This is a genomic window from Spiroplasma endosymbiont of Phyllotreta cruciferae (assembly GCF_918697755.1).
The window spans coordinates 44,851-64,357 of sequence record NZ_OU953854.1; the positions used below are offsets into that span (position 1 = coordinate 44,851).

General features: G+C 31.1%; 25 protein-coding genes and 1 pseudogene. 1 reads left to right on the top strand and 25 read right to left on the bottom strand.

Annotated elements, in window-relative coordinates; translation table 4 throughout:
• Positions 1 to 70 precede the first annotated feature (70 nt).
• From NL276_RS00265 to NL276_RS00350, 18 genes and pseudogenes are all read right to left on the bottom strand, one after another.
• Positions 71 to 925 (bottom strand): hypothetical protein, encoded by an 855-nt coding sequence (locus NL276_RS00265; protein ID WP_253301484.1) that lies wholly within the window; start codon positions 923 to 925, stop codon positions 71 to 73.
• 164 nt (positions 926 to 1,089) lie between these two features.
• Positions 1,090 to 1,269: a hypothetical protein gene (locus NL276_RS00270; protein ID WP_253301485.1), complete on the bottom strand. Its 180-nt coding sequence runs from the start codon at positions 1,267 to 1,269 to the stop codon at positions 1,090 to 1,092.
• Positions 1,270 to 1,317: 48 nt separating this feature from the next.
• Positions 1,318 to 1,815: a deoxycytidylate deaminase gene (locus NL276_RS00275; protein WP_253301486.1), complete on the bottom strand. Its 498-nt coding sequence runs from the start codon at positions 1,813 to 1,815 to the stop codon at positions 1,318 to 1,320.
• Positions 1,803 to 3,176, bottom strand: a complete 1,374-nt coding sequence (locus NL276_RS00280; protein ID WP_253301487.1) for a rhomboid family intramembrane serine protease — start codon at positions 3,174 to 3,176, stop codon at positions 1,803 to 1,805. The genes NL276_RS00275 and NL276_RS00280 overlap by 13 nt, the downstream gene beginning before the upstream one ends.
• 6 nt (positions 3,177 to 3,182) lie before the next feature.
• Positions 3,183 to 4,103, bottom strand: coding sequence for an RluA family pseudouridine synthase (locus tag NL276_RS00285; RefSeq protein ID WP_253301488.1), 921 nt, complete (start codon positions 4,101 to 4,103; stop codon positions 3,183 to 3,185).
• Positions 4,096 to 4,683, bottom strand: a complete 588-nt coding sequence (lspA, locus tag NL276_RS00290) for a signal peptidase II (protein ID WP_253301489.1) — start codon at positions 4,681 to 4,683, stop codon at positions 4,096 to 4,098. The genes NL276_RS00285 and lspA overlap by 8 nt, the downstream gene beginning before the upstream one ends.
• A 29-nt stretch (positions 4,684 to 4,712) precedes the next feature.
• Positions 4,713 to 7,439, bottom strand: coding sequence for an isoleucine--tRNA ligase (gene ileS / locus NL276_RS00295; RefSeq protein ID WP_253301490.1), 2,727 nt, complete (start codon positions 7,437 to 7,439; stop codon positions 4,713 to 4,715).
• A gap of 239 nt (positions 7,440 to 7,678) precedes the next feature.
• Positions 7,679 to 8,083 carry a hypothetical protein gene (locus NL276_RS00300; protein WP_253301491.1) on the bottom strand — a complete coding sequence of 135 codons (405 nt, stop codon included), beginning with the start codon at positions 8,081 to 8,083 and terminating at the stop codon, positions 7,679 to 7,681.
• Between the two features lie 15 nt (positions 8,084 to 8,098).
• Positions 8,099 to 8,848, bottom strand: coding sequence for a hypothetical protein (locus tag NL276_RS00305; protein WP_253301492.1), 750 nt, complete (start codon positions 8,846 to 8,848; stop codon positions 8,099 to 8,101).
• Positions 8,841 to 9,263 carry a cell division protein SepF gene (locus NL276_RS00310; RefSeq protein ID WP_253301493.1) on the bottom strand — a complete coding sequence of 141 codons (423 nt, stop codon included), beginning with the start codon at positions 9,261 to 9,263 and terminating at the stop codon, positions 8,841 to 8,843. The genes NL276_RS00305 and NL276_RS00310 overlap by 8 nt, the downstream gene beginning before the upstream one ends.
• Before the next feature lie 2 nt (positions 9,264 to 9,265).
• On the bottom strand, positions 9,266 to 10,516 hold the full coding sequence (gene ftsZ / locus NL276_RS00315; RefSeq protein ID WP_253301494.1) for a cell division protein FtsZ: 1,251 nt from the start codon (positions 10,514 to 10,516) through the stop codon (positions 9,266 to 9,268).
• 41 nt (positions 10,517 to 10,557) lie between these two features.
• Positions 10,558 to 11,901, bottom strand: a complete 1,344-nt coding sequence (locus NL276_RS00320; RefSeq protein ID WP_253301495.1) for a cell division protein FtsA — start codon at positions 11,899 to 11,901, stop codon at positions 10,558 to 10,560.
• 38 nt (positions 11,902 to 11,939) lie between these two features.
• Entirely contained in the window at positions 11,940 to 12,881 is a 942-nt protein-coding gene (rsmH, locus tag NL276_RS00325; protein WP_253301496.1) for a 16S rRNA (cytosine(1402)-N(4))-methyltransferase RsmH, read from the bottom strand.
• Positions 12,871 to 13,251: a division/cell wall cluster transcriptional repressor MraZ gene (locus NL276_RS00330; RefSeq protein WP_253301497.1), complete on the bottom strand. Its 381-nt coding sequence runs from the start codon at positions 13,249 to 13,251 to the stop codon at positions 12,871 to 12,873. The genes rsmH and NL276_RS00330 overlap by 11 nt, the downstream gene beginning before the upstream one ends.
• A gap of 11 nt (positions 13,252 to 13,262) precedes the next feature.
• Positions 13,263 to 13,316, bottom strand: a pseudogene (locus NL276_RS00335) (division/cell wall cluster transcriptional repressor MraZ); the annotation flags it as partial.
• Between the two features lie 214 nt (positions 13,317 to 13,530).
• Positions 13,531 to 13,707, bottom strand: coding sequence for a 50S ribosomal protein L32 (rpmF, locus tag NL276_RS00340; RefSeq protein ID WP_253301498.1), 177 nt, complete (start codon positions 13,705 to 13,707; stop codon positions 13,531 to 13,533).
• Complete coding sequence (locus NL276_RS00345; RefSeq protein WP_253301499.1) at positions 13,707 to 14,033, bottom strand: DUF177 domain-containing protein; 327 nt, start codon at positions 14,031 to 14,033, stop codon at positions 13,707 to 13,709. Before NL276_RS00345 ends, rpmF begins: the two co-directional genes overlap by 1 nt.
• Positions 13,999 to 14,226 (bottom strand): hypothetical protein, encoded by a 228-nt coding sequence (locus NL276_RS00350; protein ID WP_253301500.1) that lies wholly within the window; start codon positions 14,224 to 14,226, stop codon positions 13,999 to 14,001. Before NL276_RS00350 ends, NL276_RS00345 begins: the two co-directional genes overlap by 35 nt.
• A 335-nt stretch (positions 14,227 to 14,561) precedes the next feature.
• On the opposite strand from NL276_RS00350, the gene NL276_RS00355 reads away from it, so the two are divergent.
• Positions 14,562 to 15,209: a MurR/RpiR family transcriptional regulator gene (locus NL276_RS00355; RefSeq protein WP_253301501.1), complete on the top strand. Its 648-nt coding sequence runs from the start codon at positions 14,562 to 14,564 to the stop codon at positions 15,207 to 15,209.
• Positions 15,210 to 15,229: 20 nt separating this feature from the next.
• Here the strand turns inward: NL276_RS00355 and NL276_RS00360 are convergent, their stop codons facing one another.
• The 7 genes from NL276_RS00360 to NL276_RS00390 form a co-directional block, all read right to left on the bottom strand.
• Entirely contained in the window at positions 15,230 to 15,646 is a 417-nt protein-coding gene (locus NL276_RS00360; protein ID WP_253301502.1) for a phenylalanine--tRNA ligase subunit beta-related protein, read from the bottom strand.
• Positions 15,647 to 15,654: 8 nt separating this feature from the next.
• Positions 15,655 to 16,098 (bottom strand): class-II aminoacyl-tRNA synthetase family protein, encoded by a 444-nt coding sequence (locus NL276_RS00365; protein ID WP_253301503.1) that lies wholly within the window; start codon positions 16,096 to 16,098, stop codon positions 15,655 to 15,657.
• Positions 16,061 to 16,210, bottom strand: a complete 150-nt coding sequence (locus NL276_RS00370; RefSeq protein ID WP_253301504.1) for a hypothetical protein — start codon at positions 16,208 to 16,210, stop codon at positions 16,061 to 16,063. The genes NL276_RS00365 and NL276_RS00370 overlap by 38 nt, the downstream gene beginning before the upstream one ends.
• A gap of 17 nt (positions 16,211 to 16,227) precedes the next feature.
• Positions 16,228 to 16,824: a phenylalanine--tRNA ligase beta subunit-related protein gene (locus tag NL276_RS00375; RefSeq protein ID WP_370281044.1), complete on the bottom strand. Its 597-nt coding sequence runs from the start codon at positions 16,822 to 16,824 to the stop codon at positions 16,228 to 16,230.
• Entirely contained in the window at positions 16,772 to 17,629 is an 858-nt protein-coding gene (ytpR, locus tag NL276_RS00380; protein ID WP_253301505.1) for a YtpR family tRNA-binding protein, read from the bottom strand. Before ytpR ends, NL276_RS00375 begins: the two co-directional genes overlap by 53 nt.
• Positions 17,630 to 17,636: 7 nt before the next feature.
• Positions 17,637 to 18,677 (bottom strand): phenylalanine--tRNA ligase subunit alpha, encoded by a 1,041-nt coding sequence (locus NL276_RS00385; protein ID WP_253301506.1) that lies wholly within the window; start codon positions 18,675 to 18,677, stop codon positions 17,637 to 17,639.
• A 309-nt stretch (positions 18,678 to 18,986) separates the two neighbouring features.
• Positions 18,987 to 19,507, bottom strand: a 521-nt coding sequence (locus NL276_RS00390; RefSeq protein ID WP_253301507.1) for an FtsX-like permease family protein, incomplete at its 5' end; no start/stop codon positions are given.

Below are 19,507 nucleotides of genomic sequence, written 5' to 3' on the forward strand. Positions count from 1 at the left end.
CCTCTTAGTGATTATCAACATTTTTTAAAAATCCATTTTAACTTAACAGCAAAATAATCCTTGCCAAGGATTATTTTTCATCTTCAGCTAAACAAAGCATTTCATCAGGAATACTTTTACTTTTTAATTTCAGCGGTTTATGATGGGTTGCTAAATAAGTATCTAAATCACTTTTTGAATACTTGTGATTATTTAAACACAAGGTCGCAATTACAATATCAAAGATTGGCCCGGCAATTCAAATCCAATTAAAACAAACTAAGGCGATGGAACAAAACCCAACCACAATCCGTGCTCAATAAAAGTTTGCTAATCCTAAAATTGCAAAAATTAAAGTAATAATACTAAATGATAAGACAATTTCATTCTTATAAGGATAATTTAAAATTTTTGACCAAACATTTCATAAAACATAATATAGAATTGAAAAAATAATGTTAAATATTCCAACGACAATTGCTAAAATAATCGCAATTTTTCCATTATGATCTAATTGGCGATATTGTTTAATGTTCAACATAATTTTAATTTCATCAACTTTAGTAATATTATTTTCTTTAATTTGTTTACGAAAATAAAATAAGTTATTAATCCAAATAAAAAAATATTGAAACGAAGTACATAACGTAAAAATAAGCACCGTACCAACCGCTAACATTGGAAAATTATTTGTAGCATAGAAATTTAAAAAGAAATATGGAAATAAGGTATTATATGGTTGCTGGTCAACACGGCAAATATAACCACGAATTAAAACAAAAATTAAGTATAATAACGGATATAAACAAATTAATCAGTAATTAGCTTTATGATGCGTTTCAAATTTGTAAAAAGTATCACCAGCAGTAACAATATAACTTAAAAGCATTGCCACCGGAATAATTGTGTGTAAAATAAAAGTTGAAATTAATTCATAAACACTCATATTTTTAACAAGATCACCTTGCACAAATAATTCAAACCAAAAGACTATCATTGTCATTGTAATATAAACTGTCACCATTAAGCGAATAATAAAATCGGGCTTGGTGTTTTTAAATTTCTTTGAAATAAATAAAAAACAAAATAAACAAAAACAAGATAATTTGATTAAGTTGTAAAATAAGCATAATAGTGACTTAACCGTTCCCTATATGATGGTAACTGGTCATAAATACCACTGTTTGTTTTTAAAACTAAAATAAAATCACACACTAAAAAAATAAAAATTAGCATAATGCCAATAATTCGATAAATAAATAACTTTTGATCGGTAAAATATTTTTTCATTATAAACAACATTCCTAATTAACATTTAATAAGAAAATGGTTTGATATTTATTGTGTTTGCCGAGTTACAATGACATTAATAACTGGCAACGAACGATAACTAACGTGCGCTTGGTCAAACATTCGTTTTGCTGCTTTGTTATCATCACTACCAACGTATTTATCATCATCATAAATGATTTCCTTAATTCCTGCTTGAATGATAATTTTAGCACATTCGGCACAAGGAAATAAGGTTGTATAAATTCGACAATTTTCTAAGTTCGTACGAGCACTTAAAATCGCATTTAATTCGGCATGCGCAACATAAGGATATTTTGTATCTAAATATTCTCCGTCTCGTGCTCAGGGAAATTCATCATCATTTAAACCGCGGGGTAAGCCATTATAACCCGTGGCAATAATTTGACCAATTTTATTAACAACACAACTGCCAACTTGCGTATGTGGGTCTTTACTGCGCATCGCACAAACATGCGCCACACTCAAGAAAAAGTCATCTCATGATAAGTAATCAGAGCGTTTCTTCGTTGTTAACGGTGCCATAAAACAATTCCAAACAAGTTAATGGCATCCTTCATTGGTTGTTGATTTGATAACAAGAAGTTTGGTCAATGATTTTTTGGATAAAAATAATAACTTCCCAGCATATCTTCTATGCTGCCCTTACTTACTAACCCGGCTCGTCAATAACTCATTAAAGCATCAATAACATCACCATTATATGGTGGAACATAACGTTGTCATGCTAAAGTAACGGCAACAACAGCGATCATGGCTGTAACAACCAAAACAGGATATAACATTGTTCAATTTATCCGGTTTGTCCGATTAAATTCTAAACAATAACCAATGGCACTACCGGCAAAAAAACCAACTAGGTTGATTAAATAATATGAATAACCTAAAAATAATGGCATTAATAACAATCAAACAATAATAATTAATGTCCGTTGGTTTGCAATTAAAGCTCCCAAATCATCTTTTCCATAATTATAACTAAATAAACTACCCCATAAAATTGCTAATAAAATGGTTGACCCCCCAAAGATTCAATTTGGTAACACCGCTGCTAAAAATAAGCCCGCTAACGGAACACCAAAGATTAAAATAATAATTAACCGTCATCGTCCTAATAACGCTTCAGCATAACGCGCAACACTAAAAATCATAAATAAGTTTAAAACAACTAATAATGGATTAGAAGAAAATAAAATATAAGTTCATAATCTTCACCATTGATTATTTCAAATTAATAAATCACGCGCAATTCCTCCGTAAACAAGCGAAGTTGCATTTTCACTTAAATCTTTTGTATTAAAAATTTGCGCCCCAAAAAAGATTCCAACGATTGGAATAATTAATAATAACGAAACTAAAACTCATGTCACACCCAAATTATTAACACTTAACTTTTCACTTAACTGTTTTAAGTTTTTTGTTAATTTACTATTTGGATCTTTTATCACATCTAAGATTTCTTCTGGTGACATCCCCGCCATTGAATTACCATCATTGTTATCTTCTAACATTGAAATTTTTGGATAATAATTGCTTAATCTATCAAGATAATTATGACTATCAACAAATAAAACAACATCACCATTATCTTCTTTATAAACCTGCGAGCGATTTTCAATTAAAATAATTGATAAAATAGAAAGTTTTACTCGTTGAAATTTTTTATTTAAAAAAGTTCTTAAATCTTTTACAACTTCATCAGCAATAACATAATCTTTAAATTCACCACTAAAATCATCAATAATTTTAATGATTTGAAATTTTTTACTATCAACTTTATATAAATAAACATTGTTATTACCTAGGGGTTTATTTTTATAAACATTGTATTTTTCTTGTTTAAGAAAATAATCAACCAATGATAACTTGTCTTTATCAAAACTCATTGTTCCCTATCCTTTCGCGCGTAATGCTGCTAATTTATTTTCAAACTCCAATGGTAATGCTGCTGATATCGTAATTGGAAGTTTTGTAATTGGATGCATAAAAGTTAACTGATACGCATGCAAATATTGTCCAAATGATTCCTTTTTATCAGCAACCGTTCCGTATAACGGGTCACCAACAACCGGATGATTAATATACTTTAAATGCGCTCGAATTTGATGCGTGCGACCAGTTTCTAACTCACACTCTATATAAGTATAATCATTAAAGCGCTCAATTACAAGAATATTAGTCACTGCTTTTTTAGAATTTTTTGCCGTAACAACCATTTTCTTTCGTTCTTGTGGATCACGACCAATTGGAGCATCAATCTTTGCTCGATTCTCAACAATATTACCATGTACTAATGCTAAATAACGCCGTTGTAATTGTTTTGTTTGAATTTGTTCTTGTAATTGTTGATGAATAAAATCATTTTTAGCAATAATTAACGTTCCCGTCGTTTGTCGATCAATTCGGTGAACGATTCCTGGTCGTAGTTCACCACTAACAGTTGATCAATCTTTACTTCGTGCCATTAAAGCATTAACTAACGTATCATTCAAATGACCTGGCGCTGGATGAACAACTAAATTATTTGGTTTATCAATCACCAATATTACATCATCTTCGTACAACACCGTTAATGGCATTGCCATTGGTGTTAACTTTGTTGTTGCTGGTTCTGGTAAAGTAACCATCATTATATCACCAATTTGGACAGTATAATTTTGGTGAACAAGTTGGTCATTAACTTGCACTTGGTCTTGGGTTATTAATTCCTGAATTTTTGTTCGTGATAAGGGTGTTGCTGTTGTGGTAAAATGAACAACTAAAATCTTATCAATACGACTATTTGCTGTTGAAACAAAAGTAATTTTAGTCATTAATAGTATTACTTTCTTCCCGGTTACTTCGCGCACGATTATGATAAAAGCGCACAATTTCAACGATAATTGCTAACACTAGAACAACAACCCCAAACGTTACTCAAGTATCTGATAAATTAAAAATACTATACGGTGGAAAGAGAATTCACGCTAAAAAGTCAACAACTCCCCCCTGGTTTCACATTCGATCGATTAAGTTTCCAACACCACCACATGTAATCATAATTAAACCAATCGCTGCTGTTTTATTATTAATATATAAAAAAACAGTAAAAGCTAACATCGTAATTAAGACCGCCCCAATAATTGTCGCCACTAAATTATCAGCATTCACTCCGAAAGCAATTCCTTTGTTAACAACAAACTTAAAATTAATAAAGCCATCAAGAAACTTAACTTCTGGTGCATAAGGATCATGGGATAATAAATGAAAGGCCAATTGCTTCGTAATAATATCTAAAATTAATAAACCAATAAAAATTGGTAAGCAAACTTGGAGTTTAAATTTTCAAATATAATTTCGACTTTTAAAATGTTCATGGACATCATGTCAAAATTGCTTTGTACGTTCTCTCATTTTTTCTAACTCCTTTTTATTTGTTATTATTATCGCACATTTTTTGCTAATAAAACATTAAAACAACGATCACAAATGTCATTATTTTCAGTATTTAAATGTTCATAAATTATTCAACAACGTTGGCATTTAAAACCATCTTTTTCTTGCGCTGTGATATAACTTGTTTCATACTCTGTTAAATTATTGTGGTTAGTAGTAAAAATAATTTCACTAACAATAAAGATTTGATGCAAATCAGCAATTGCTGCTAATTTAGCATAAGGTGGTTTTAAATCAATTGTTAATTGACATTCCAACGATTTTTTAATTTCCTTGCGTTCACGACGATATTCTAATTCTTTATTAACATCATCACGTAATTTTAAAACTTGTTCTCATTTTGCCACTAACTCTAAACTAATTGATTTCGTAAAGACAAAGTTTTCTTCTAAATGAACCGAACTTTGTTGCTGTGGATACTTAATAAATTTGTGACTTTCTTCAATTGTATGCGGAATAAGTGGTTTTAAAGCATCACTTAAAATACGATATAAATAATATAACGTTGTTTGAACTGCTCGACGTCGTGGTGAGGTCATTGTTTCAATATATAAAATATCTTTAATAAAATCTAAGTAAAACTTCGATAATGTTGTTGTGACAAAATTATTAATTAACATATAAACATTATTAAAGTTAAAATCTTCATAACTACGATTAACTTTTTGTTGAAATTCACGAGCTAAATGTAAAACATATCAATCAACTTCGGATAAATCATCTTGCAAGTCAGTTGCTGCGTTAAAATCAGTTAAATTAGCTAATAAAAATCGCAATGTATTCCGGATTTTTCGATACGCTTCGGCAACTTGTTTTAAAATATCTGGTCCAATTTTAACATCATCACGATAATCCACCGCGGCAACTCACATTCGTAAAATATCAGCCCCATATTGATCAGTAATTGCTAATGGCGAAATAACATTTCCTAACGACTTACTCATTTTTCGACCCTTTTCATCATTAGCAAAACCATGGGATAAAACAACTTGATATGGCGCTTGTCCCGTTGCCACAACTGAAGTAATTAACGAAGAATTAAATCATCCCCGAAATTGGTCAATTCCTTCTAAATACACATGCACCGGATGCGGTAACTGGTGCGCTTTTGTCACCGCTAAATTACTAACCCCACTATCAAACCATACATCCATAATATCTTGTTCTTTTCGTCAGTGGCGATTTTGATAAGCTGGTGGTAACAATTGGTCAGCTGTCCATTCAAACCAAATATCAGTCGTCTTTGCTTCTTGAAAGAGCTTAATAACATGGTCAATTAATTCCGAATTAAATTGGGGAACATTATTCTCATCATAAAAAGCAATAATTGGTACTCCTCATAACCGTTGACGTGAAATACATCAATCTTGGCGATTTTCAATCATTGTTTCCATTCGCTTTGCTGCTCATTGGGGATTTCATTGCACTTTTTTAATTTCCGCTAATAATGCTGGTTTCATTTTTTCAATTGAAACAAATCATTGTGCTGTTGCCCGATAAATAACCGGTTTTTTTGTTCGTCAATCAATTGGATGTTTATGCTTAATAAATTTTAATTTTAATAACGCCCCAGTTTGTTCCAAACGTTGACCAATCATTTTATTGGCGTTTTCATAAAAAACACCAATTAATGTTTCATCACCAACTTCCTTGGTGTATTTTCCCTCATCATCTAATGGGGCAAAAATCGGAATATTATTAGCACGCGCAATATGATAGTCATCTTCACCAAACCCTGATGCCGTATGAACAATTCCGGTTCCAGCATCAGTTGTAACATGATGACCAAGCACAACGATACTATCCCGATTATATAACGGATGTTTTGTAATAATTCCCACTAAGGCTGTTCCCAGCACTTCTTGGAGAACTTGAACATCTTCTCACCCAATAACTGTTTGAGGGTCTTCTAATAATGCTTTGGCAACTAAATATTTTACCCCCCGGACTAACACTTCAACATAAACAATTTCTGCGCCAACAGCTAACAGCTGGTTCATTGGAATTGTTCATGGCGTTGTTGTTCAAATCACAATTTTTGTCCCCGGACTAATTAGTTTATTCCCTGTTGTAACATCAAAAGCAACATAAATTGAGGGAGCAGGTAATTCTTCATATTCAATTTCAGCTTCTGCTAAAGCTGATTCACTTGATGGCGACCAATAAATTGGTTTTAACTGACGATAAATCAACTGTTTTTGGACCATTGTTTCAAACAACCGTAATTGTTCTAATTCATATTTCAAATCTAAAGTTACATAACGATTTGTAAAGTCACTAAATAACCCCAAACGACTAAATTGTTCAATTTGTTTATCAATTTGTTCTAAGGCGTATTTTCGACAAATTTGGCGAAATACAACTGGTGGTGTTGTTTTTCGATCAACCCCACTTTTTACAACCGCTATTTCAATTGGCAAGCCATGAGTATCTCACCCACAAATTCACGGACTGTATCAACCTTTTTGGTTATAATAACGAACAATAAAATCTTTTAAAATTTTATTTAACGCATGACCAACATGCAAGTCGCCATTAGCATAAGGGGGGCCATCATGTAAAATAAACGGTGGTTGGTCGTGGTTGTGTTGATAACGTGCGGCAACAACATTGTTGCGTAATCATTCCAATTGGATTTTCGGTTCTTTTTCTGTTAAATTTGCTTTCATTTCAAATAAAGTATTTGGTGTCAATAAGGTATCTTTATAGTTCATCAAAATCGTTCCTTTCTGTCATAAAAAAAGTAAGACTATAAGAGCGCCGATATGGCGCGGTACCATCTTACTTTATAAATATTTGTTCAATATTTACCTTTTTTTACAATGCTTTTTTAGTTGTAAAAACAAGGGATAATTATTTGGGTTTTATAATTAGCTCTCATCATACTAATCTTGCTGCGATAAAAGGGCCAAATAATTGTGGTTTGTTTTCTTATAGATAAATCTTACACTATTTATCTAATTTTGTTAATAATTTCTTTCTTAATCATTTCGGTAATCCGTTCACCATCATTAATCGAAAAGGCATAAATTCGTTTATTTCGTTCTAAAAACTCATCAATTACTTTTAAGACATTTTGCGGATTATGTCGTTGACGGTCAATTTCTTCTAATAAAACAGCAATTTCATCTTTAAACGAATATGAAAAATCAACCGCTTTCATAATAATACGACCTGCATTATGACTAGCAACTTCAAAAGATTCTCGTGATTTTTCAATATTATATCGCGAAATATGTTCTAAATGTTGAAGTTCTTGCAACCGTTGTACTAATTGGCGATTATCATATGTTAACTCTTCAATAATTTCATTCTGTTCACGAATAACTGTTCGTAAGTCTCTATCTTGTTCTGCCATAATTTCACCTGCTTTTTATGCAAATTTTGCAATTGTAATTCTATAATGTTGATTTTTGCTAGGAATAATTTCATTAATTTTAAAACTACCATACCGCCTTATTGATATTATAATATCACAAGCAACTTGAAAAGTCTTATTATTTACCACTGAAAAATTGACATAAACATTATCCACTTCAACATAAGCTTGTGCTTTTTGATGAGATAAATTACAAATCGCACTAACAACAGCATCTAACCGTAAATTTTTAACTGTTTTCGTAAAAATCGTAAATTGATGATCAAGCACAACAGGAGCTGCTACTTCTTGCCACGTTAAAACGTGCTTTTGAATTACAATTGAAGTATTGGTAAAAACAGGAGCAATTTTGGTTAAAACGCTAAAGTAAATCATTGTTGGTGTGACATATAAATCACCAATTACCCGTAAATCTAACTGTAGCTGGTTTAAAATAAAACCCAGCAAAACATGGTGTTGCAAAATCATGGGGGTTGGCTGCGATGCTGCTAGCACAATCGTATTATCTTCGGTGCTATTAAAACTAACCGTCTTGCGAAAACCATTAACAAATGGCGTATGAATGGTATAATCCGTTATTTTTTCTTGGCGCAAAATAGCGGTTAAAATCGCTAACTGGCGTAAGTCCAAAAAATCCGTTGCAACAATTTTTCCTTGCTGTGCTTGAACACACCATCCTTTAATATTATTAACTAAATCATAATCTTGCTGGTAATGTTGTAATAATTGGTTCTTATTAAGCATATTTTGTAATCGTAAATTGATAAGTTTTATGTTCTAACTTTTGAACATCACCATCAAATGCATACATTACCCCGGTCATAAAATCTAACAAACGAACACACTCTTCTTTTGATAACTTTTCCAAATGAACAACTAACTGTCCTTTGTTCAATAATAAGTCCGCCATTTTTGTGGCGTCATTATAACTATCCGCAACAAAACCAGTGCTTATCGTTGAACTAGTTTCACTACTAGTCACGTTTCGCGCTGGTTCTGGCGCATCAAAAGTAACCTTTCGGAAAGGAACAGTTGATGCTGGAGCGGTTTGTTCTTCTTTGTGGTCAGTTTGGACAATTGGTTCAACAGCAGTGTCATTAAAATCAATGCGGGGCTGAGAATCGTAAATACTTTTGGGTTTTTTCTTAAAAATACTCATTATTATCAACTACGACGAACAAATGGTGGTAAATCATCATCGTCATCATCACTATCATTATCATTATCAGCTGAGCGATTATTTTCATTGACATGTTTTTTCCAAGCATTGATTCGACGGTTTGCATTTGCCGTTTCACGACCAGCATTTTCTTGTAAACTATTAAAATAACTTGGGCGCTTACGCACAACTTCTTGATCCTCTTCGCCTTCATCAGCATCTCCACGCAGGGTTGCTTTTTGTGCAGGTTCTTCATACTCTTCCATTGAAGCACGATAATTATTTTCGGGGTTTAGAAAATTTTCATCTTCATCAAACCCCGTTGCAATAACTGTTACAATCATTTCATCATCTAAATGCTCATTAACAGCTGTTCCAAAAATAATATTAACTTCCCCACCAATCGCTTGTTTAACAATATCAACAGCATCATTCGCATCGTTTAACGTTAATGTGTTTCCACCAGTAACATTAATAATTGCATCTTTTGCCCCACGAATTGAAGCTTCTAATAATGGTGAAATAATCGCCTTGTTAGCAGCTTCAATTGCTTTGTCTTTCCCAGAACCAATTCCAATCCCGAATAAAGCATTACCTTTGCTTTTCATTACCGTTTTAATATCAGCAAAGTCTAAGTTAATTAATGATGGTACCGCAATTAAATCAGTAATTGTTTGTACTCCTTGCCGCAAAATATTATCCGCCTCTTTGAAGGAATCTTTCAATGGCACTCCCCCAATGACTTCTAATAAACGGTCATTTGAAATAATAATTAATGAATCAACATGTTTGCGTAATTCTTCCGTTCCTTGAATCGCATAACTGTTACGAGCACGTCCTTCAAAAGAAAATGGGGTCGTAATAATTCCGACTGTTAATGCGCCTTGCTCTTTTGCAATTTTTGCAATAATTGGAGATGCTCCAGTTCCGGTTCCACCACCCATTCCAGCGGCAACAAAAACCATATCAGCTCCTTTTAAAGCTTCCTTGATTTCCTCTGCTGATTCAATCGCTGCTTGACGTCCAACATCAGGATTTGCACCAGCACCAAGTCCTTTTGATGTTTCTTTTCCTAATACGATTTTATTTTTTGATTTTGAAACACTAATAATTTGGGCATCAGTATTCGCAACAATAAATTCCACTCCTTGGACTCCAGCTTCAATCATCCTATTAACAGCATTATTACCAGCTCCACCAATTCCAATGACCTTTATTGACGCAACTTGTTCATAATTATCAAAATTGTCCATAACCTTAACTCCTCCATTTTTTTATATATATATTGTACTATTTATTTAATGTTTTGGTAATATTTTTGATGATATTGTTGTGAACCATTAAAATGTTGTTGATTAAAATTCACCAACCCTTGTGATACCCCGCCAGGAATTGCTGGTTGGCCACTATCATCAGGTGGCAGCATTCGTCCTTTTTTATCAGGATTATTATTTAAATAGCGAATATAGCGATGATTAACTGACTGAACATTTGTTGCACTAACTTTGTTTGCTAAATGTTGATAATAAATATTCCCCAATAATCCTGTTGTTCATGTTTCTTTTGCTCCTAAAGTTGGAGAAGTATAAACCGAAATGTTGCGGTCTTTATTTAAAGTTAATAAGGTTTCTTTAAACCCACTAATTCGTAAAATTTCACCAATAACAACCATTGGATAATTATAGCGCCCTAAGCTATGTGCCAATTTTTCATTTAATGTTTCCATTTCTTCGTTTAAAACATGATTAACAATTTGTTTTAAATCATAATGGGTAAAATTTAATTGTTTTTGTTGTTGATGATCATATTTGCTATAAATAATTAAATTATCTTTACTATTATTATTTAAATTAATGATTTTATATAAATACTTTAGTGCTTGCTTATTATCACAATTTAAGATATGACGTAACCGATTAATAATTGTTTTAACTCCACCCGGAATAATAATCTGGTCACATAAAGTCTCACGAACAAAGACATAAGATTTAATACTGTCATAATCTCAATCAATAATTGTAATCCCGTTATGTAAATCAACTGGCGAAGCAAGATTCCACGCAAGACTAAACCCTTCTGGAAGGATACCCATAATTTCTACTTTGGCATATTTTAAAGTAGCAAAAATACTTTGAATAATTTGTTTTTTTGTTACATAAACAATTGCCTTAATACTTACTTTATGCGCCGCCTGCCCTATTGGTGGCGCTGATAATGCTTTTTGTTCATTAAGAATGTAACGATATGGTCTAATAAAGAACGCTGTTTCATCATCTAATAACGGTACTTCTTTTGCTAATGTAATTAATGAATCAATATCATTTTTCGTAATCAGACGATCATGTGTTAAATTTAGCATTTTGGTTGAAGTTTTAATTGTCATATTATTAGCCGGAACAGTAATTGCCACCCGTTCAATTTCAATTCCTAATTGGTGATTAGCATCTTTAATTAAACTCGCTAATTCTTTTGCAACATTTTTTTCATCAATAATGATGCCATTGTCTGAAAAGCGATATTCAAGATGTCTTTTATAAAGCACTTTAATTTGTGATTCACTATAAACACCAACCATAAAACTAAAACTATAATTTTTAATTTCTAACACAGCATAGACTTCTTTTAACTTATAGTCCATTTCGTTCACCTCCTTTTAATATCTTTTTTAGTCGAATATTATTTCACCCGTTCTAATATTCGTAACTTTGCACTAGTACTGCGGGGATTAAGTGTTTGTTCATCCAACGCTGGTAAAATTGCTTTTTTGGTAATAATGCGGTAATTACTTTCAAAATGTGATACCGTTGGTAATTGTTGATTAATTTCATAGTTTGGATCTTGTGTTAGAGTTTGAAAATACTTTTTAACAATCCGGTCTTCTAACGAATGAAACGAAATAACAACTAACCGTCCTTTAACCGCTAACATTGTAACTGCTTGTTCTAATGATGCTTGTAAAACTGATAATTCTTGATTTACTTCAATCCGTAACGCTTGAAAAACACGTTTTGCTGGATGTTTTGCTGTTTTTAGAACTTTTTGCGATAAACTTTTTTTAATAATTGCTACTAATTGAAATGTTGTTTCAATTGGTTGTTCATCACGAGCAACAACAATATTTTTAGCAATAACTTTTGCAAATGGTTCTTCACCATACTCTTGAAAAACTTTTACTAACGCAGCAACAGAATAAGTATTAATAACCGTTCTAGATGTTAATGCTTGTTGTTGATTCATTCGCATATCTAACATACTATCATAACGATAACTAAATCCTCGTTTATCATCATCTAACTGGGGGGATGAAACACCAAGGTCATATAAAATTCCATTGACCATTTTAATTTGGCGTAATTGTAATTCAGCAGCTAAATTAACAAAGTTATTTTTAATAATTTCATAATTATGGTAATTACTTTGTTGTAGCACTTGTTGCGAAGCAACAATTGCATCATCATCTTGTTCAAAACAATATAATTTTCCAGCGGCCAAATGTTTTAAAATTTCAAGACTATGGCCAGCTCGCCCCAAGGTACAATCAACATAAATCCCGTTGGGAATAATATTTAACCCTATAATTGCTTCTTGTAATAAAACACTTTGATGTTTAAATTCCATAGCTTAAATTTTTTCCTCAAAGTTCTTCGCCGCTTCTTCCATTCCTGGTGCTTGGTCAATATAATTTTCTCAAACTTGCGGATCTCATAACCTCAAGGTGATCGTTATTTCCAATAACAACAACACCTTTAGTAATACTTGCTTTATTTTGTAAAATAGACGAAATCTTAATTCGTCCAGCATTATCGAAAGTAGTTTCATCAGACATTGACATAATTTTCCGCGTCAATGCCCGTCCTTCGGGTGTAGCCTGTCCTGTTGAAGCAACTTTTTCGGTTCACTTCAATCATTCTTCTTCATTACGAACATCAATACAACCATCAAAACCAAGAGATATAAAGACTTTTTCATCTTTAAATTGCTCTCGCATTTAGAAGGAATTGTTAATCTTCCTTTATCATCTAAATTATGGTTGTAAGTTCCTAATAATGCCATTTTATCCCATTATCCCCCACTTTCCTACATATTATATGATAATATTTCCCACTTTGCAACACTTTTAGTAATTTTTTTACAAAAAAGAACATTTTTTAAGTATCAAAACTTTTAATTTTCTGCCAAGTTTTATTAAGGTTACCCACTTCCTCCCCCTTGGTTTGACTAAAAAAAAGAATCTTTAACAAGATTCTCAGATTAATGAAATATTAAATTAATCAACTCTAACAACTTCTTTATTCTTATAATATCCACATTCACAACAAACTCTGTGTGGCTTAATTGTTGCCCCACAGTTTTTACATGCTATTAAAGTTGCCCCAACTAATTTAAAATGGGTACGGCGTTTTCTTTTTGCCTGTTTGGATGTTTTGCGAAATGGTACTGCCATTATTTACCCTCCTTTGTCGTTTTAACCAATTTTTCGTGTAATTGTTCTCATCGTGAATCCACTTGTGTGGACTGATATGCTGCAAATTCTTCTTCAGAAAAAACTTGCCAAGTTGAATCACCACTAATTATTTTATCACTATTTTTTGATAAATTAATAGGAATATTCATAATTATTTCATCTCACGCATATTTTATTATATCAAAGTTTTGTTCATTTAAATAATTAATATCACTTTTTTTATAAAATTTAAAACTATATTCATCGTTTCATTTTAAATTAATTGGCACCTTAAAATGTTCTAAAGCTTCGTGCATCTTCCACAATAATTTCACCCTGAATTGTTGCCACAACATTAATTGCATTTAAATTTGAATTATAAGTAAGTGTTCCTTTAATAACAACACCATTAAGCGCTTTAATATTTGGTGAATAAGCTATTAACTCATCAGCAATAATTAGCGGTGTTTCAATTGAAATTATTGGTTGCTTGATCAAATATGCTTCTGTATAAATCATTATTTTCCCCCATTTACTATTAATTTTAACAGATTTTTTACTACAATTAATTTGATGAATAAAATTTTTTTGGAAAATTATTGTTATAATATAACTATACATTTATTTTTAAATACTAAATGTGTAAAAATGAGGAGCCAAAATGAAAATAATAACATATGACAAAGAGAACCAGTTAACTGAATTGCAAATTCAATTAATTGAAAGTTAAATAACGATATTCAAAGTGTTTTAGAGTTAACTATCAACGAATTAGCGGACAGTCTTTTTATTAATACATCAACGTTAAGTCGGTTAATTAAAAAATTAGTTTTGAAAATTATAGTAAATTTAAAGTGTGAGTTGCCGGAAAATATAATAATATTAAAGAATTTTATATTCAAGAAGATTACACAACCCTACATAATATTATTGATAATATTTATAAATTACACACCTATGCTCTGGATGAAACTTATCGCAATTTAAAAATGAACCAGTTAGAACGAATTATTGATACAATTCATAATAGTAACCGCATTATTATTTGGGGCATTAGCCGTCATAATTTAATTTGTGATAACTTAAATCTCCACTTAAATGTTTTAAAATATAATTCAACTTATTTATCAAACTATTATGCAACAATTCAAATCATTGAAACGCTTGGAGCAGAAGATCTCTTAATCTTGGTTTCTAAAAGTTTACAAGACGCTGAATATCATTTCTTAATCGAAATTGCATCAAAACGAAATGTTCAAATTATTTTACTAACAATAAACAAAGAATATAAAGGACCCGCTAATTTACAAAAATTAACTTTAGAAAATACGAAAATTTTAAATTTTTATATTGATAACCCCCATTATGTTTCACGTTTAATGTTAATTAATATAATGTTTGGAATGTTAATTGCTAAATACCATCCTACCCATAATGAAGAATATCAAGATTATTACTTGGCAATTAATGAATGACATGAATATGTTAAAAAAATGAAATAGGTTTACCTATTTCATTTTTTTTAACGAATTTGTAATTTTAGTTTTGCTAAATTAGCCTTAATTTTATAAAATTGTTGATTAACATCTGCTTCTGTTAATTGTTTTGCCATATTATTAAAAGTGAAACTAATTGTTAAAGCATGATGCTTTGGCATTGCTTTTTCATCAAAATATTGATCAATCACTTCTATTGTGACAACATCTTTAACTTCTGTTAAAATTGTTTTTTTAATATCTTGATAACTTAATTCGTTTGGTACTCAAATTGAGATATCACGACTACTTGGCGTAAACTTATAAAGATTAGTAAAAAAAGTTCTTTTTTTAGCAGGATAATTAAAGATTACTTCAAAGTTAATTTCACCAAAATAAACTGGTGTTTTTAAATCATGCTCTTTACTATAGACTGGATGAATTACCCCAATTACTGCTAACAATTGTTTTCCTAATCAAATTTCACTGGTTTGATATGGATTATAAACATTATTTGCTGGTGCTTTTGATAAGTTAACGCATTAAGATCAATTTGTTCACTTTCGAAATAAGCTTCTAATAAACTTTTCATATAGTAATATGAATTTGTTAGTTTTTCCCCAGTTACTTTATTTTGGACAATTTCAGTTTGGCTAACAAACGCCCCATGATAATAACTTTCCCCATCATTTGCGTAAATCTTTTCCACGGTAAATAATTTTACATTTTTATTATTCCGTGCATTATTATAAACAACACTCTCTAATAAACTGTTTGTTAAACTTAAGCGCATTACTTCGTGTTCTTGTGATAATGGTGATAATAAATGATACGGTTTTTGATAATTAAAAAAGTTAAAATTTTCAATTTCTTTCGTACTAACTAAGGCATAAGTTTTTTGCTTGATAAAAACCATTATTTAATAAAAATGTTTCAAAATTTCGCATTGTTTTTTCATCTGGACGCTTTGCTTTTACTAAATTATGAAGCATTGGTGGTTGTGGAATAATTTGATCATAACCAAACAAGCGGGTAATTTCCTCAATTAAATCTGCTTTTGAAAAATATCTGTTCTTGTTACTGGTGGCGTTACTAACAATTTTCCCCCTGTTTCTTGTAAACGAAATGCTAATGGTTCTAATAAGATTTTAATATCTGCTAGCTGAAAATTATGACCAATCAACTGGTTAATTTCAGTTAAACTAATACTAATTGGTTCAACGGCTTTTTTATATTCTTTAATAAAATTTAAAACAGATAATTCTTCTAAAAAACCATTAATTTTTAATAAGTATAAATAACGTGACAATCCTAAACCAACTGTTGCATAACTAAGCGGTTTAATATAACGTTGTAAGTTAATATTACTAATCCCAACTTTCCGTTGTTGTTGACGCATTACAATATGATTCAAGTGTAATGCTAAAACAGTAATCTCTTTTGTCTTAGCACTTACAGCATACATCGGATTTACCCGCACCCCAATTAATTCCACAAATTCATCACCATCAACAACAACTAAATCACCTTTATTAATTGCAAAAGTTTTATTTTCATAATTATTAGTAATTTTTAATGTTGCTTTAATTTTATCAAAATCATAAATTAATAATGGCTGTCCTGTTTCTAACGTTGTTTTTAATTGCTAGATCTCCTAATGGATCAGTGCTATTTGATTGATATTCATTAATTTTTAATCATACTCGTTCGGATAATTTTAATGGAGTTTGCTCTGCTGTTAACTTGACATTAACACTAATTGCTGATTGAACAGCAACTGAATCTAACACCACTTTTAACGGATTCTGATATTCTTTTAAATTTTCTGTTGACTCAAGTTCTAAAGGATATAATTCCCGCTTAAAATAACGAGCTAATTCCCGCGCTAATTCATAAGTGCTTAAGCAATCACTACGATTTAATGTTAAATCAATTTCAAACAAATAATCTGTTAAACCAATTTTTGCTAAGACATCATCAGCTCCAATCATATCATAAGAAACTTCTTTCTCATTAAAACTTAAAATAATCTCATCTTTTTCTTGATCTGTTAAATATTTCTCAGCAATTCCTAATTCACTTAAGGAACATAACATTCCCTCAGAAGCATATCCTTTAATTTGGCGGGGTTCAATTTTCAGACCATTTGCTAAAACAGCACCTGGTTTTGCCACAACAGTATAACCATTTTCAGTTGGATTTTTAGCACCACAAACAATTGGGTACACTAATTCTTGACCCGTATCAACTAAGCAAAATTTTAGATGTGTATCAGAAATTTCATTTACAACTTGAATTCGGCCACAAACAACATTACTATTACGATCAAAATTATGGGTACGTTCAACCTCAAACCCTAAACTATTTAATGCTGTAACAATCTCATCATTACTAATATCTTCAAAATCAATATATTTATTTAATCATTTTCTTGTAATAATCATCATGGACCTCCTAATCAAATTTCTTAAACTGTTCTAAAAAGCGAATATCATTCGTGTAAAAACGGCGAATATCATCAATCCCATATTTAATCATTGCAATTCGTTCAATTCCAATTCCAAAGGCAAATCCTGCTAATTCTGGATCTTGGCCACAAGCCTGATACACAAGTGGGTTAATCATTCCAGCTCCCATAATTTCAATTCATCCTGTTTGTTTACAAATTGAACAACCTTGGCCATGACAATTAACACAAGTAACATCCACTTCAACTGAAGGTTCCGTAAACGGAAAGAAACTTGGTCGTAAACGAATTTTGGTATCTTCACCAAACATTCTTTGACAAAAATACTGAATTGTTCATTTCAAATTAGCAAAACTAGTTTGCGGAGCAATTAAAAAACCATCCACTTGCATAAATTGGTGCGAATGTGTTGCATCATAATCATCACAGCGATAAGTGTTCCCTGTTGAAATCATCGCGACAATTTCATCTTTGCTTTTCATTTGTGAAATTGCCCGCGCCGTCATATTTGTACAATGTGTCCGTAATAACGTATTTTTAGTAATATAAAAGGTATCTTGCATATCGCGCGCTGGATGGCCAATTGGTAAATTTAACCGTTGAAAGTTATATTCATCATCTTCAACTTCTGTTCCAAAAACAATATCATAACCTAACTCTTGAAATAATTGTGAAATTTCATCAATAACTTGGTTTAACGGATGTTTTGTTGCTAACGTTAAATTATACCCTCCTGGTAATGATAAATCATTTTTTTCTTGTTCTAACATTGCCATTGCCATTGTGCTCTCTAATTCACTTTTCTTTGTTTGGCATAATTCCGTTAACGTTGTTTTAATAACATTTGCTCGCTTTCCAACAGTTAAGCGTTCTTCATGACTAATATCTTTCATTTTTTTTAAAAGATCATTTAAAGTTGATTTCTTTCCTAAATATTCCAATTGTAAAGCCGCAAGTTCAGCAATAGTTGCTGCTGCTGCAATTTTGTTAGTTGCTTGAGTAAATAATAATTCTAATTCTTTATCCATGGCCTTTTCCTTTCTTGACGAATGATTTATTGAGTAAGAAAAAAACTTGCTTATATCAAAAAATATAAAAAAGGAGTAATTAACTTACGGTACCATCCTTTTTTACTAATAAATTAGTCTTAATTACAGTTAACGAAATTATTATCAAAATAATAATCCGGCTGGGATTAGCAGCTCTCCTTAGGTTAATTCCTAATCAACTAAGCAGTTATTTTCACCAACCATAACTTCTCTGTATCTTAAGTTAGAAAGTACTACTCATAATTCAACGATTTAATCTGAAATTTTATAATTATATTATAACCTATTTTATTCTGTAAGTTCATTTAGTTTACGTTTTTTTACCAAATACATTGATAATGATCACGATAGTACTAAAATGGCACTAATAATAGTTCCAACCTTGACTGGAGTTTGTCAATTTAATGGTAAATTAATAACAAACTTAAATTGGTGAAGAATAATATCGATTGCAAAGTATCACACCAGTAATGAAATAACATATGCTAATAACAACATCAATAAAACTCCGAGGACATAATTACCAATAATAATAAAGTTTACTTGCCGTGGTTTATATCCTAATGCTCGCATTGTTAAAATAATTTGACTTGCTTCGTCAATGACTGATGATGTAATTAATGCTAAAATAATAAAAATAATCATTCCATTTAAAATTTGTAAAATTAACAAGGAATCATTTAAGAGTCCCAGTCCCGCTTGTGCTAACAATTTTTGCAACGCAATCATTTCAACATTATTCGGACCAGTAAAAATACTAATATCACTGCCATCACTAGTTACAGTTTGCATAATCTTTTGTAAACTAT